Origin of the sequence: Streptomyces venetus, from assembly GCF_039540295.1 — a bacterium.
Taxonomy (GTDB): Bacteria; Actinomycetota; Actinomycetes; order Streptomycetales; family Streptomycetaceae; genus Streptomyces; species Streptomyces venetus.
Map to the genome: position 1 here is coordinate 701,536 of NZ_BAABET010000004.1, position 14,585 is coordinate 716,120.

Annotated in this window: 10 protein-coding genes and 2 pseudogenes; 10 read left to right on the forward strand and 2 right to left on the reverse strand. The window is 70.2% G+C overall.

Annotation, left to right across the window (positions count from 1 at the left end; translation table 11 throughout):
• Positions 1-7: 7 nt before the first annotated feature.
• The 7 genes and pseudogenes from ABEA82_RS16790 to ABEA82_RS38840 form a co-directional block, all read left to right on the forward strand.
• Positions 8-6,190, forward strand: a pseudogene (locus ABEA82_RS16790) (type I polyketide synthase); the annotation flags it as partial.
• A 53-nt stretch (positions 6,191-6,243) separates the two neighbouring features.
• A complete protein-coding gene (locus ABEA82_RS16795) occupies positions 6,244-7,461 on the forward strand; it encodes a cytochrome P450 (protein WP_345662290.1) in 1,218 nt (405 codons plus the stop codon).
• A 48-nt stretch (positions 7,462-7,509) separates the two neighbouring features.
• On the forward strand, positions 7,510-7,974 hold the full coding sequence (locus tag ABEA82_RS16800; RefSeq protein WP_345662291.1) for a nuclear transport factor 2 family protein: 465 nt from the start codon (positions 7,510-7,512) through the stop codon (positions 7,972-7,974).
• Positions 7,975-8,086: 112 nt separating this feature from the next.
• On the forward strand, positions 8,087-8,887 hold the full coding sequence (locus ABEA82_RS16805; RefSeq protein ID WP_345662292.1) for an oxidoreductase: 801 nt from the start codon (positions 8,087-8,089) through the stop codon (positions 8,885-8,887).
• Positions 8,888-9,040: 153 nt separating this feature from the next.
• Positions 9,041-9,319, forward strand: a complete 279-nt coding sequence (locus tag ABEA82_RS16810) for a 3-hydroxyacyl-CoA dehydrogenase NAD-binding domain-containing protein (protein ID WP_345662293.1) — start codon at positions 9,041-9,043, stop codon at positions 9,317-9,319.
• Between the two features lie 174 nt (positions 9,320-9,493).
• Positions 9,494-10,378 carry an NAD(P)-dependent oxidoreductase gene (locus ABEA82_RS16815; protein ID WP_345662294.1) on the forward strand — a complete coding sequence of 295 codons (885 nt, stop codon included), beginning with the start codon at positions 9,494-9,496 and terminating at the stop codon, positions 10,376-10,378.
• A gap of 223 nt (positions 10,379-10,601) precedes the next feature.
• Positions 10,602-10,779 (forward strand): annotated as a pseudogene (locus ABEA82_RS38840) (NAD(P)-binding domain-containing protein); the annotation flags it as partial.
• Positions 10,780-10,828: 49 nt separating this feature from the next.
• On the opposite strand, the gene ABEA82_RS16825 reads toward ABEA82_RS38840, so the two are convergent.
• Both ABEA82_RS16825 and ABEA82_RS16830 read right to left on the reverse strand, forming a co-directional pair.
• Entirely contained in the window at positions 10,829-10,981 is a 153-nt protein-coding gene (locus tag ABEA82_RS16825; RefSeq protein WP_345662375.1) for a hypothetical protein, read from the reverse strand.
• Between the two features lie 90 nt (positions 10,982-11,071).
• A complete protein-coding gene (locus ABEA82_RS16830; RefSeq protein WP_425588525.1) occupies positions 11,072-12,250 on the reverse strand; it encodes an IS701 family transposase in 1,179 nt (392 codons plus the stop codon).
• 439 nt (positions 12,251-12,689) lie between these two features.
• Here ABEA82_RS16830 and ABEA82_RS16835 point away from each other — a divergent pair, with 439 nt between their 5' ends.
• The 3 genes from ABEA82_RS16835 (at position 12,690) to ABEA82_RS16845 (ending at position 14,574) form a co-directional block, all read left to right on the forward strand.
• Entirely contained in the window at positions 12,690-13,346 is a 657-nt protein-coding gene (locus ABEA82_RS16835) for a ScbR family autoregulator-binding transcription factor (RefSeq protein WP_345662296.1), read from the forward strand.
• Between the two features lie 144 nt (positions 13,347-13,490).
• A complete protein-coding gene (locus ABEA82_RS16840) occupies positions 13,491-13,703 on the forward strand; it encodes a hypothetical protein (RefSeq protein WP_345662297.1) in 213 nt (70 codons plus the stop codon).
• Between the two features lie 37 nt (positions 13,704-13,740).
• A complete protein-coding gene (locus ABEA82_RS16845) occupies positions 13,741-14,574 on the forward strand; it encodes a cyanobactin maturation protease PatG family protein (protein ID WP_345662298.1) in 834 nt (277 codons plus the stop codon).
• Positions 14,575-14,585: the final 11 nt, after the last annotated feature.

Sequence of the window (14,585 nt, forward strand, 5' to 3'; positions counted from 1 at the left end):
CGTGACGAATGAGACCAGACTGCGCGAGTACCTCAAGCGGGCGATCGCGGACGGCCGGCAGACACAGTTGCGTCTGGACGAGGTCGAGGCGAAAGCACGGGAACCGATCGCCGTGGTCAGCATGGCCTGCCGGTTCCCCGGCGGCGCACAGAGCCCGGAGGACCTGTGGCAGTTGGTCGCCGACGGCCGCGACACACTGTCCGGTCTGCCGACCGACCGGGGCTGGGACCTCGACCGGCTGCTGGGCACCGGCACCGACCGGCCGGGCAAGTCGCACTCCGGGGTCGGCGGCTTCCTCTACGACTGCGCCGAGTTCGAGCCGGAGTTCTTCGGGATCAGCCCACGCGAGGCGCTCGCGATGGATCCCCAGCAACGCCTGCTGCTGGAGCTCGCCTGGGAGGCATTCGAGCGGGGGCACCTCGACCCCGACGCCCTGCGGGGCAGCCGCACCGGTGTCTTCCTCGGGGTGATGTACAGCGACTACGGCGGACGGCTGCGGGACGCGCCCGAGGAACTGGAGGGCTATCTCGGCAACGGCAGCGCCGGCAGCGTCGCGTCCGGCCGGCTGTCCTACACGTTCGGGTTGGAGGGGCCCGCGGTGACGGTGGACACCGCCTGCTCTTCCTCACTGGTGGCGCTGCACCTGTCGGTCAACGCGCTGCGCTCCGGGGAGTGTTCCCTGGCGCTGGCGGGCGGGGTGACCATCATGTCCACCCCCGGCGTGTTCGTGGAGTTCAGCCGGCAGGGCGGGCTGGCCGCGGACGGCCGGTGCAAGTCGTTCGCCGCGGCCGCCGACGGCACCGGCTGGGGCGAGGGCGCCGGGATCCTGATGCTGGAGAGGCTGTCGGACGCGCGACGCAACGGCCACCCGGTACTGGCGGTCATACGCGGCTCCGCGGTCAACCAGGACGGCGCGAGCAGCGGGCTGACCGCGCCGAACGGACCTTCGCAACAGCGGGTCATCCGTGAGGCGTTGGCCCAGTCCCGGTTGTCGCCCTCCGATGTGGACGCCGTCGAGGCGCACGGAACCGGTACGAGGCTCGGCGACCCGATCGAGGCGCAGGCGGTCCTCGCGACGTACGGCCAGGACCGCCCCGCGGACCGGCCCCTGTGGCTGGGCTCGGTGAAGTCCAACATCGGCCACACCCAGGCCGCCGCCGGTGTCGCCGGGGTGATCAAGATGGTGATGGCGATGCGGCACGGCGTCCTGCCCCGGACCCTGCACGTCGACGAACCGACACCGCACGTGGACTGGTCGGCCGGCGCCGTGCGGCTGCTGACCGACAACCGCGCCTGGCCTGAAGCCGACAGGCCCCGCCGCGCCGGCGTCTCGTCCTTCGGGGTCAGCGGCACCAACGCTCACGTCATCCTCGAACAGGCGCCCTCCGCGGCGGACGACCGTCCCGTGGACACGGCGGAGGGCCTCGACTCCGGTGTCCTCCTGCCGTGGGTGCTGTCCGCCAAGAGCGACGACGCGCTGCGGGCGCAGGCGCGCAACCTGCTCACCCACCTCGACGAACGCGCCGACGTGCCGCTGGTCGACACATCGTGGTCGCTGAGCCGCCGTGCCGCGCTCGGTCATCGCGCGGTGGCGGTCGCGAGGGACCGCGACCAGTTACGCCGGGCGCTGGGCGCTCTGGCGGACGCGGGCACCGCGCCCGGACTGGTGCGCGGTGTGGCCCGCAGGTCCAAGCTCGCCTTCCTGTTCACCGGTCAGGGAAGTCAACGCCGGGAGATGGGGCAGGCCCTCTACGCGGCGTTCCCGGCGTTCGCCGACGCGCTGGACACGGTGTTCGAGCACTTGGACGCTCATCTGGACCGCCCGCTGAAGGAAGTGGTCCTGGGCGACGGCGGACCCGATGGCTTGCTGGACCGGACCGCCTACGCCCAGCCGGCGCTGTTCGCCTTCGAGGTGGCGCTGTTCCGGTTGCTGGAGCACTGGGGTGTGCGGCCGGACTTCGTCGCCGGTCATTCGATCGGAGAGCTGGCCGCGGCACATGTCGCCGGCGTCCTGTCCCTGCGGGATGCGGCACTCCTGGTCGTCGAGCGCGGCCGGCTGATGCAGCAGATGCCCTCGGGCGGCGCGATGGTGGCGGTCCAGGCGAGCGAGAGGGAGGTGCTGCCGCTCCTCGAGGGCGTCCACGGCAAGGTCGCCGTCGCGGCGGTCAACGGCCCTTCCTCGGTCGTCATCAGCGGAGACGAGGCGGAAGTCGAGAGAATCGCCCACCGGTTCGCCGCACGCGGGTGCAAGACACGGCGGCTCCGGGTGAGCCACGCGTTCCACTCCCCCCACATGGAAGGGATGCTGGACACCTTCCGTGAGGTCGCGCGGGGGCTGGACTACCGGCCGCCGCGCATCCCGCTGGTCTCCACCCTGACCGGGGACGTGGTCACGGCGGAGGAACTGCGCTCCCCCGACTACTGGGCTCGGCACGCCCGCCACGCGGTGCGGTTCCTGGACGCGGTCCACACTCTCGAAGCCCAGGGGGTGGGCGCCTTCCTGGAGCTCGGTCCGGACGCCGCGCTCGCACCCATGATCGACAGCTGCCTCACCGGGGGGAGCCCGGTGGTGGCCGCGGCGCTGCGGGCCGACCGGCCGGAGGAGGAGACGCTCGTCACGGCCGTGTCCCTGCTGCACGCGCACGGCGTACCGGTGGACTGGGGAACGTACCTGTCCGGAACCGGACCCCGGCTGGTCGACCTGCCCACCTATCCCTTCCAGCGCCGACGTTTCTGGCTCGACCCGGACGCGGGCGGAGTGGCGGGGCGACCTCACCTGGCCGGCCAGCGCGGCATACCGCACCCGGTGCTCGGTGCCACGGTTGAACTGCCGACGGGAGAGGCGGTCCTCTTCACCGGCAGGCTGTCGTTGTCGGACCAGCCATGGCTCGCCGACCACGCCGTACTCGGTGCCCCGGTACTGCCGGGAGCCGCGCTGGTGGACATGGCACTGGTGGCGGGCCGGGAAACCGGCTTGCCGGACGTCGAGGAACTCACCCTGGAGGCGCCGCTGATCCTCCCCGAGGACGGCGCCGTCCACGTCAGGGTGCTGGTCGGCGCTCCGGACGCTTCCGGACGCCGTCCGGTGAGCGTGCACTCCCGACCGGAGGACACCCCGGCGGCGGAAGCGTGGACACGGCACGCCACCGGTCTTCTCGCCGGCGTCGGCGACGAGGAGCCGGACCACCCGGTGATGTGGCCGCCGGCCGGCGCGCTCGAACTCGACACGTCCGGCCTCTACGACGATCTCGCCGCCGCGGGCCTGGGCTACGGGCCCTTGTTCCGGGGGGTGCGGCGGGCGTGGCGGCACGGCGAGGAGATCTTCGCCGAGGTGTCACTGCCCGAGGAACAGACATACGGGGCCGGCGGGTTCGGCCTGCATCCGGCGCTGCTGGACGCCGCGCTGCACGGTGCCGGCCTGGGCGGTCTGATCGAGAGCCAGGACGGAGCCACGGTGCCGTTCTCCTGGAGCGGCGTGGCGCTGCGCGCCATCGGAGCGTCCGCCCTGCGCGTCAAGTTGGCACCGGCCGGGCCTGGCAGCATCACGGTGGCCGCCTCGGACATGGACGGCCGACCGGTGGTCTCGGTACGGGCTCTCGCGCTGCGTCCCATCTCCCGCGAGCAGATCCGGGCCGCGCACGGTGTCCGGCACGACGCCGTTCTCCGGCTCGACTGGGCCGAGACGCGCATACCCGAGTCGGTACCGGCACGGCGTTGTGTGATCGTGGGCCCGAACGGTGACGGGCACGCCACGGCTCTGGCGGCCTGTGGTGTCCGGGTGAGCCACTTCGCCGATCTGACGGAGCTGGGTGACGCGGTCGGCGCCGGCGAGCCGGTGCCGGACGTGGTCGTCATGGTCATGGGCCCGCACACCGGGTCCGTCGTCGCGGCCGGCCGCGGCGCCGCCCACGAGGCGTTGGCCGCGGCCCGGTCGTGGCTCGCCGATCCCCGCTTCGCACAAGCGCGTCTTGCCTTCGTGACCAGCGGCACGGTGGCCGCGGACCGTGCAGAGGACGTGCGGGGACTGGCCCACGCGCCGGTGTGGGGCCTGATCCGGTCCGCACAGACGGAGAATCCGGGCCGCTTCGTGCTGATCGACGTGGACGGTGAGGCCACGTCGCTGGGCGCCCTGGCCGATGCTCTCACCACGGGCGCCTCCCAGCTGGCGATCCGCTCGGGCAGGCTCCTCGCCCCCCGGCTCGCCAGGGTGCCGGTGCAAGCCGCGCCCGAGGCACTCGCGCTCGACCCGCAGGGCACCGTGCTGGTGACCGGAGGCACGGGAGGCCTGGGCAGGCAGGTCGCCCGTTGGCTGGTCGAGCAACACGGTGCCCGGCACGTGCTCCTCGCGAGCCGTCGCGGCCGGGCCGCCGACGGGGCCGCCGAGCTGACCGCGGAGCTGGCGGAACTGGGGGCGGAGACCACCGTGGTCCGCTGTGACGTCGCCGACCGGCAGGAGCTGGCGGAGCTCCTCGCGGGCATTCCCACCGCGCATCCACTGACCCTGGTGGTGCACGCGGCCGGAGTGATCGATGACGGCGTGCTCACGTCCCTGACACCGGAGCAGGTGGACACGGCGCTGCGGGCCAAGCTGGACTCCGCGTGGCACCTGCACGAGCTGACCCGGGACGCCGACCTCGCCGGATTCCTCCTGTTCTCCTCGGCAGCGGGTGTCCTGGGCGCCGGAGGCCAGGGCAACTACGCGGCGGCGAATGCCTTCCTCGACGCGCTCGCGCAGCACCGGGCCGCTCAGGGACTGCCCGCTGTCTCGCTGGCCTGGGGGCCGTGGGAGGAGACCAGCGGAGGCATGACCGGCGCGGTGGGCACGAACCATCTCGCCCGGCTCGCGCGCACCGGGGTGGCTGCCCTGTCCCGCGACGAGGGCCTGGCCCTGTTCGACGTGGCCCGGGCGGGCACCGAAGCGGCGGTCGTGCTGATGCGCGTCGACACCGCCGCACTGCGTGGAGCGGCGGGCCGCGGGGAGGTACCGGCGCTGCTCGGAGGGCTCCTGCCCGCGGCACCGGCGGCACCGGCTCCGGCCCGCCGGAGCCTGGCGGATCTCGGTGAGGAAGAGCGCCGCGAGGAGCTTCGGGGTCTGGTGCGGGCGCGCGCCGCGAGCGTGCTGGGCCACACCGCGCCCGAGGCCCTGGATCTCTCGAAGCCGTTCCTCGAGTCGGGGTTCGACTCCCTGACCGCGGTGGAACTGCGCAACGCCCTGAGCGAAGCGACCGGCCTTCGTCTTCCCTCCACGGTCGTGTTCGACAGCGCCACACCGGCCGGGCTCGCCGAGCGGCTCGACGCGTTGCTGGGCGCGAGCCGGTCCGGACAGGACGGCGGCGCACGCCAGACGGAAGACACCATCGACGTGCTGTACCGGCAGGCCTGCGCGCAAGGCAGGATCGGTGAGGGCAACGAGTTCCTGATGGCCGCCTCCCGGCTGCGGCCGACGTTCACGGCTCAGGAGGACGCGGCCGTCCCGGAACCGATCCGGTTGTCGAGCGGCCCCGAGCGCCCCGCCCTGGTCTGCTTCCCCACGGTGGGGGCCTCGTCGAGCCCGCTCCAGTACGCTCACTTCGCCACCGCTCTCGCAGGCGTCCGTGAGGTGTCCGCGATGCCGGTGCCGGGCTTCGTCGAGGGCGAGTCGCTGCCCGCCGGCTTCGACACCATGGTGGAGACGCAGGCCCGGGCGGTACTGCGCCACGCGGCCGGCGACCCGTATGTCCTCGTCGGCTACTCCTCCGGTGGCTGGCTGGCCAACGCGGTGGCGGGCCATCTGGAGCGGACCGGTCACGGCCCGTCGGGCGTGGTGCTGCTGGACACGTACTTCGCCGACAGCCGGCTCCCGCTCATCCAGCCGGCGCTGACCCAGGGCATGTTCAGCCGGGAGGAGTCGATCGGCAGGATCGACCATGTGCGGTGGACCGCGATGGGCGCGTACCTGCGGATGTTCGCCGACTTCCGCCCGGCGCCGACCCGCGCGCCCCACCTCCTGGTCCGAGCCACGAGCCCGCTGCCGCCGGTGGACGGCTCACCCGATGTCCCGGCCGATGTCTGGGAGCAGACCCCGGCGTTCCCGATGGCCGTCCAGGAGGTGCCCGGCGACCACTTCACGATCGTGGAGGACGACGCCGGAGCGGTCGCACTGGCGGTGCACCAATGGCTCTCCGCTCAATCTTCCCTTCCCGGCATGTGACAGGACGTTTTGAATCCGCACTGCGTCAAAATCGCGACGAGAGAGGTCCCGAGATGACTGAACAGCCGACAGCGACCGGCACGGAGCTGCACGAGTACCCGATGAGGCGGGGCTGCCCGTACCACCCGCCGGCCGAGTACACCGAGCTGAGCGAGCAGGGCCCGCTCTCCGAAGTGCGGCTCTACGACGGCCGGGTCGCGTGGCTCGTGGCCCAGCACAAGGAGGCGCGGGAGATGTTCGCCGACGCCAAGCTGTTCTCCTCCGACCACGACAACCCCGCCTTCCCCATTCTCGCCGAGCGGGAGAAGAACTTCCCGGAGTTCACCCAGGAGCTGTTCGGCCTGGACGGGGAGCGCCACAAGGCCCGTCGGCGCATGCTGCTGCCGCGCTTCACCGCCAAGCAGGTGGAGAAGCTGCGTCCGATGATCCAGCAGGTGGCCGACGAACTCATCGACGACCTGTTGCAGCACGAGACGCCCGTCGACCTGATCGCGGTGCTGGGCAGGCCGCTGCCGTCGCGAGTGATCTGCAAGATGCTCGGCATCTCCTACGAGGAGCACGAGCTCTTCGAGGTGCACGCGCAGGGGATCATGCAGGCCCCGGATCTGGAGCAGGCCATCACAGCCGGCCGGGAACTGCTCGACTACCTGGTGAAGGTGGTGGACGCGAAGCAGACGAACCTGGGCGACGACCTTCTGAGCACGCTCATCACGGAGCGGCTGAACACGGGTGAGCTGACATCGATCGAGGTGTCGAAGCTGATGGTCGCCCTGCTGATCGGCGGTCAGGAGACGACCACGAGCATGATCGGCCTGGGCACCCTGACGCTGCTCCAGCACCCCGACCAGCTGGCGATGGTGCGCGAGAACCCGGACCTCCTTCCCGGCGCGGTGGAGGAGCTGATGCGCTTCCTGTCCATCGCCGACCTCACGACGCTGCGGGTCGCGACCTCCGACGTGGAGGTGGCCGGGCGGATGATCAAGGAAGGGGACGGTGTCATCCTGTCGACCGCGGCGGCCAACCGCGACACCCGGGTCTTCGAGAACCCCGATGCGTTCGACATCCTCCGGGACACCCAGGGCCATCTGGCGTTCGGTCACGGACCGCACCGATGCCTGGGAGAGAACCTGGCGAGGGCCGAACTGGAGATTTTGTTCGGCACCCTCTTCAAGCGGATTCCCACGCTGCGGCTCGCGGTGCCGACGGACGAGGTCTCCATGAAGGTGGGCATGACGCTGGAAGGCCTGCACGACCTCCCCGTCACCTGGTGACCACGCCCCTTCGCCCCCTCCCCGGCCGATCCCGGTAAGGAACAACGCATGGACGACCGTACCGCCGTCATCGAGATCTGTGACCGCATGGGCTGGCACAGTGACCGGCGCGAATGGGACGAGGCCCTCGCCCTGTTCACTCCCAAGGTGCTCCTGGACTACACGAGCCTGCTCGGCGGATCACCGACCACGGTGACCTCGAAGGAACTCGTCGATTCCTGGGTCGCGGTGCTCGGTGGCTACGACACCTCCCATCACTTGATGACCAATCACCTGGTGTCGTTCGAGGGTGCCACGGCGGAGTGCACCGCCTCCTTCCAGGCGACCCACCGACTGGACAACCCGATGGGCTCCCCGCTGTGGCGCATCGGCGGAACCTACCGTTTCCATCTCGTGCGCTCCGACGCCGGCTGGAAGATCGACGAGATGGCGATGACCATTCTCTGGACGGAGGGGAACCGGAACATCCTGGACCTCGCGGCAGAGCGGCAGTCGAACAAGCAGAAGCGCTGATCACCGCTCAGTCACCAGGCCCCCCGTGTCACCCTGCGGGCGAACGCGCGCCTTCATGCCGCGCTCTCCTGCAGGGCATCACTGAAGCACCATCGAAGACAGGAAGAACGTCATGACCCATGAAACAAGCGCGTCGGCGACCAAGCGGGGGAAACGCGCGCTGGTAACGGGCGGTACCCGCGGCATCGGCCTGGCGATCGTGCAAAAGCTCGTCGCCGAGGGGGCGACCGTGGTGACGTCGGCACGAAAGGAGGTCCCCGGACTCCCGGAGTCGGTACGCCTGGTGACTGCCGATTCGAGCAGCCTGGAGGGCGTTCGGCAGCTGGCCGACACGGCACTCGAATTACTCGGTGGTGTGGACATCCTGGTCAACAACGCGGGTGGGGCGAGCAGCGGCGGCATGCCGCACCTGGGTGGATACTCCGCGATCCCCGACGAGGACTGGGTGGAGGCACTGAAAACGAACTACCTCGCCGCGGTCCGGCTGGACCGGGCCATCCTGCCGTCGATGATCGAACAGCGCAGCGGGGTGATCATCGAGATGGCGTCGACGACCGCACTGCGGCCGGTCGGCGCCCTGCTCCACTACGGGGCGGCGAAGGCGGCGCTGATCCACTACGCGAAGGGACTGGCAGCCGAGGTCGCCGAGTACGGGATTCGTGTCAACAGCATACTTCCGGGGCTGGTCAGGACCCCGGCCATGGACATGGTCGCGGACAGTATCAGGGGAGCCACCGGGCAGGACGGCGATGACGTCGTCCAGATGATGGTCGAGATGGAGGGCGCCCCGATGAAGGGCGTCAGCGAGCCGGACGACGTCGCCGACCTGGTTTCCTTCCTGACCTCGGATCAGGCCGCCCGGATCACCGGCTCCGGCTACGTGATCGACGGCGGCGCGCTCGCGAGGGCGTGAGAACGCCGCACCCTCTCCTTCCGCGTCACCCCCTTGCCCCGGTCTCCACCATCGTCGGCACCGGGACGGACCACCTGCGGGCCACACTCATCCGCGCGCGTCCGTCCCGGACCGGCGGCGGACCCGGCGGCATCTCCAGCAAGGGCGTTCGACATGGCCGCGTCCGCCGTCGAGAGTGCCCTCGCCGCAGGGTATCGACACGTCGAGGCGACGGCCGACCGGCAGTTCGTCGTGGAGGCCATCCGCGGGGACGAGACGGCCAAGGTGGAGCTGTTCGCCGCCCTGGACGCCATCATGGAGGACCCGGACGCCATCCTGGCGACCAACACCTCCTCGCCGCGCCTGACCCCCGGTTCCCCGGGCCGCGGCCCCTCCGTCCAGCAAGCGGGCGGAGGGGCCGCTTCCTTTTATGGCCGCGCCCCACGCCTATAACACCGAACGGCTAGAGCGAATAGCAAGAGACACATAGTTTGTCATTCTCACGGGGACCAATTCGCTCTCATGCAAAGGCAGGTGCCTCGCCACCGTACGCACTTGATTTCCGCTGGCTCACCAGCAACACTCATCCCCGGCACCTGATTGTTTTCAAGTGAGAGGGAACACGAAATGGCGGGCAATACCGCAGTTACTGTCATCGGTCTGGGAGAGATGGGGGCGGCGCTCGCCGGCGCGTTACTGAAGGCCGGTCACTCGACGACCGTCTGGAACCGTACGGCCTCCAAGGCCGACGCTCTGGTGGAGCAGGGGGCCGAGCGTGCCGCCACGGCCGCCGAGGCCGCGCAGGCGAGCCCCGTGGTCATCGTCTGTCTCCTCGACTACGACTCCGTCCACGAGGTCCTGGACCCGCTGGGCGACGCCCTGAAGGGCCGCACGGTCTACAACCTCACCAACGGCACCCCGGAGCAGGCCCGGGAGACCGCGAAGTGGGCGGCGGACCTCGGTTACGACTACATCGACGGCGGCATCATGGCCGTTCCGCAGATCATCGGCACCGACCACGCCTTCGTGCTCTACAGCGGCTCCGGCACGGAGTCCTTCGAGCGCGACAAGCCGGTCCTCAGCGCCATGGGCGACGCCCGTTTCGCGGGTACCGACCCGGGTCTGGCGTCCCTGCTCGACCTGTCCCTGCTGGCCGGCATGTACGGCATGCTCGGTGGCGCCATGCAGGCCATCGCCATGGTGCGCTCCGAGGGCGTCAACGCCCAGCAGTTCTCCAACGAGCTGCTGATCCCGTACGTGACCTCGATCGCCGGTGTGGTCGCGAACCTGGCGCGTCAGATCGACAACGACGAGTACAACGTCGGCATCTCGGCGGCGCTCAGCATGCAGCAGGTGGGCTTCCGCAACATCGTCGAGGCCAGCCGGAGCCAGGGTGTCAGCTCCGAGCTGCTGGACCCGATCCAGTCGCTGATGGACCGCCGGGTCGCCGACGGCTTCGGGAGCGACGACTTCTCCGGCGTGATCGAGCTGCTCAAGCAGCACGAGAAGTGACAGTGCGGGGTCACTGACCCCGCCGCCCGCCAGGCGAATACCATCGGCCTCCAGGATCCGTTCCTGGGGGCCGAAAACATTTCGCGGGTGCACTCATTCCACGGTAATCGAGAAATACCGAGCACTCTCTTCGTGTCTATTTTCCCGCCCCTGACGTGCGATATTGTGAGCGCTTTGAGCGCGTTTTGACCAGGGGCTCTTGTGAGGGTGTGCAGAAGCACGGATGCTGCCTGCCATGACGAAGGAAACGGACATCCGGAAACTGCCGGTCACCGTGCTCGGTCCGGGGCCCATGGGCCGTGCCCTGGCCGGCGCCTTCTCACGGGCGGGCCATCCCACCACCGTCTGGAACCGCCCCCCCCGGCAAGGCGGACGACCTGGTCACCGCGGGCGCTCGGTGGCCACCAGCAGATTCCGGCCGGCGGCCGTGGCTCTAGGAGGGTTCTGCCCTCACAGTTCCTGGATGAGTACGGTGGTGGGCACGGCCTCGCGCGGCTGGAGCGCGAGGACCGCCGGCATCCGGCCTGTCTTCGGCGCGTTGGGGGTGTGTTCCCTGCCGTCGTCGGTGATGAGTTGACGCGGGCCGATCAGGTTCAACCGCACTGCGCATACTCCTGTTCCGGGCGTTCGAGCTCGCGTCGGGCGTGCCGTGGTGGGCGACGTTCGTGGACGTGGCGGTGCGCCGGGCGCCTGTCACGCGGCCGTGCAGACAGCCGTGGCACAGGAGGACGGCTCGGCGGCGAGCACGGTGGCGAAGTAGGCGATCGAGGCGAGCGTGACGTGACGGTGCCAGCCGGAGAAGGAGCGCCCGCCGAAGTCCCGCAGCCCGACGCGGTCCCCGATGTCCACGGCGTCCCGCGCCATGAGGTCGCTCAGCCGCGTCAGCCGCAGCAGCGCGGACACGGAGATGCCGGTGGTGTTGGTCAGCCACAGACGGTCCGCGCCGCGGTCCGACGCGGACCACTCCCCGATGAGGCGCAGACCTCGCAGCGCGCCGCCGTGCGGGGAGGCGGGAGCCTCCACCGGGATCACCGAGGCCACGGGCCGGTCCGGCTCCGGGCCGACCGGAGCGCGCATCCTGCCGAGGTGGGCGACCAGCTCTCCCGCGCCGCGCTCACGCGCGCCGTAGGCGGGCAGGACCGACCTGTCGACGCTCAGCTGGGTTCCCGGGTCGGTGCGGATGACGAACTGGTGCCCCCCTTCCCCCAGGTGGCGGGCGATCGCCACGGCGTCCGCCCCCTCCGCGTCGACGATCACCGGCCTGCGCGGCACCCCGGCGGCCTGGCTCGCCTGGGCCATCGCCTCGCGGACGCATTCCTCGAGGCAGTCAGCCCGTACGTCGGCGGGGATGCGAGCCCTGCGGCGGAGGGACTCCTCCCGCCATCGCCTCGGCAGAACGAGTTGCCACTCGACCGGCACGGCGGCCCGCTCCGAGGCCAGCCAGACTCCCACTGCCTGCTGGCCGTTGACGGCACGTTTGAGGTGCGGGACGTACTGGAGGTCGACGCCGATCGAGTGGGCTCCGGCCTTGGGGATCGTGGTGGGCCGGACGACCCAGGCGTCGTGTCCGAGCAACAGCCGCGCCTGCCGGGCCAACGCGTGCCGGACCGGTGTCCACTCCCACAGGGATTCGCTGATGAAGTGGTGCATGCTCTGCTGTGCCGCGGGCCCGCCGAGGTGCGCCGCGATGTGCCCCAGCGTCTTGCGGCCGGGTGTCTTGAGTAACCCTTTCACGTAATGTTCAGCCTTCTGTCGCTGGCCGCTGCGGCGCAGCGAGGCGAAGAGCTCCGACTCGGCCTCCGGGACGAGCCCATCAGGGCACGTGACAGAGCCTCCCTGGGACAACTGACGCTGCCCTACGCCTGCTTCCATCGACATCCCCCTGGCGACGCGCCCTCTGCTCACACGCAAAATAAACCAATCGGTCGGTTTTTCAAACGCCCTGGATGGCCCCCTGCTCCGCCCCCGACATGCACGGACACCTGCCCTCACGGGAGGCAAACCGCCAACTCGCCCCTAAAAACGTCTGGTTCGGGCTTTGCCGCCCTCTGCAACCATACCAACCGTTCGATTTGTTAACCGTGGAGCACGCGTCCACCGGCGAGGTGCGCGGTCCTGGCGTGCTGGGGCGAGCACAAACGGACCGGTGAAGGCGTCACAAGGCACCCGACGGTGGCTCGATGTGACACCTGCGTCGACGAGCGGTGGCCGGATCCACACAGGCGGTAGCGGGACACTAGGCTGAACCCCTCTACATACCGATCCGTTGGTCCTTTCGATGTGAAGGAGACCCTGGGGAACAAGGAGCCACGTGGCGAAGCAGGACCGGGCCGTCCGGACACGCCGGATCTTCCTGGAGGCGGCGGCCGAGGTCTTCAACGAGTACGGCTACGAGGCCGCTTCCATCTCCGTGATCCTGGAACGCACCCAACTCACCCGGGGAGCGCTGTACTTCCACTTCACGTCGAAGGAGACGCTCGCACAGGGCGTGCTCGAAGAGGCGGTGACCACACAGGGATTCACCCCTCAGACCTACAAGGTGCAGGACTGGATCGACCTCGCGCTGCTCCTCGCCTACCGCCTCCCCCGCGAGCCCCTGCTGAGCGCGTCGATCCGGCTCTCCGTCGATCCCAAGGCCCGGTCGCTGTTCGGTACCCGCTGGCCCGACTGGATCCAGCTGAGTCTGGACCTGCTCGTCGCCGCGAAGGAGCGGGGTGAACTCCAGCCGCACGCCGAGCCCGCCACGATCGCCCGGCTGTTCGTCGGAGCGTGGACCGGTGTCCATCTGGTGAGCAGTTCCCTGCCGCACCAGGGGGACCTGGTGACCGAGGTCTCGGAGCTCTTCGCTCTCGTCCTGCCCAGCATCACCGTCCCCGGGGTGCTGGCGAAGCTGGACATCTCGCCCCACCGCCCCGAGCGACTGCTGGCCGCATCACCCGCGGGTCAGGTCGCATCAGGCGCTCCGTGAGGACCGCCGATGGGTGACGCCCATCGCCTCGTCCCCCCGGCCGCGAATCCTCCGACAGCGCCCCGTCTCCCCTCCGGATGCGGGGCGTTGTCGCGCGGCGGACAATGGAAAGGGCGAGGGGGGTCGACGTCAGGAGCACCCGAGATGGGCCGGGAGCGCGACGAACACGAGAAGCGCGACGGGCGGGCGGCGCGTCACGACGTCCGTCTCCCCGGGTTCGTCCGAGAGGACGAGATCGGCCTCGGCGACCTGGTGGGCAGGGCGACGAGCGCCGTGGGCGTACACCCGTGCGGCGGCTGTGCCCGCCGAGCCCGGCGGATGAACGAATGGGTCACCCTCTCCAAGCGGCGCCGCTGACGCACCCGCCATGCCGACGGGACACCGGGAGCCACTCATGAGCGACGACACCGTCACGCCGGAGGCGGCGGCTCCGCCACCGGTCGCGGACCTGCCCCACGAGCACCGCCACCCCTACGTCTTCGCCATCGGGCAGATCCGCGCCCGGTTCCGCGACCCCGGGGTCGAGAAGGAGTTCGCGCAGGTGGTGGGGGCGACGGACACCCAGGGGCTGACGGCGGACGAGGTTCTGCGGGAAGTGCTCACCCGGCCCGAGAACCGCTATCTGGCCCGGCAGATGCAGTACGTCCTCGCGATCCAGGGCGTGGACACGTACGACGTCGTGCCGCGCTACTCGGAGGACTACGACAAGCTGGTCGAGGCGTTGCGGCCCGCTCCCACTCCGCTCGATCTCGACGTGGTGGTCGGGGTGCGTGATCCCCACGCGGCGGCCGACTCCTGCGCCGGGCTCGCCCTGCCGGTCCTGGAGTTCCACCAGCTCTACTCCTTCAGCCGCCCGTCGCTGTTCGACGCGATCGAGAAGCCGGACGGCATGTCGGCCGAACGCTTCCGGGCGACCGCCGACGAAGTGCTGACCAAGATCCTCCAGATCACGGAGAACGCGGGCGCCACGCCCGAGGACCGAGCCGCGAACTTCGTGGCCTGCCGGTACGAGGCCGTGTATCTGAAGACCCTGGAGGCGTTCGCGGACGACTACGCGCTGACCTCGATCGAGGTCCGCCCGGCGGCGGTCGGCGGCGACCAGGGCGTCATGAACTTCACCGTGACCTACACCAGCCGCACCACCGACCTGACGGAGAAGTACTCCGTGCTGGTCTCCACCCGGTACATGAATCCCTATCTGCTGACCCGTCTCATGCCAAGCCTCTGAGGTGAGGTGAT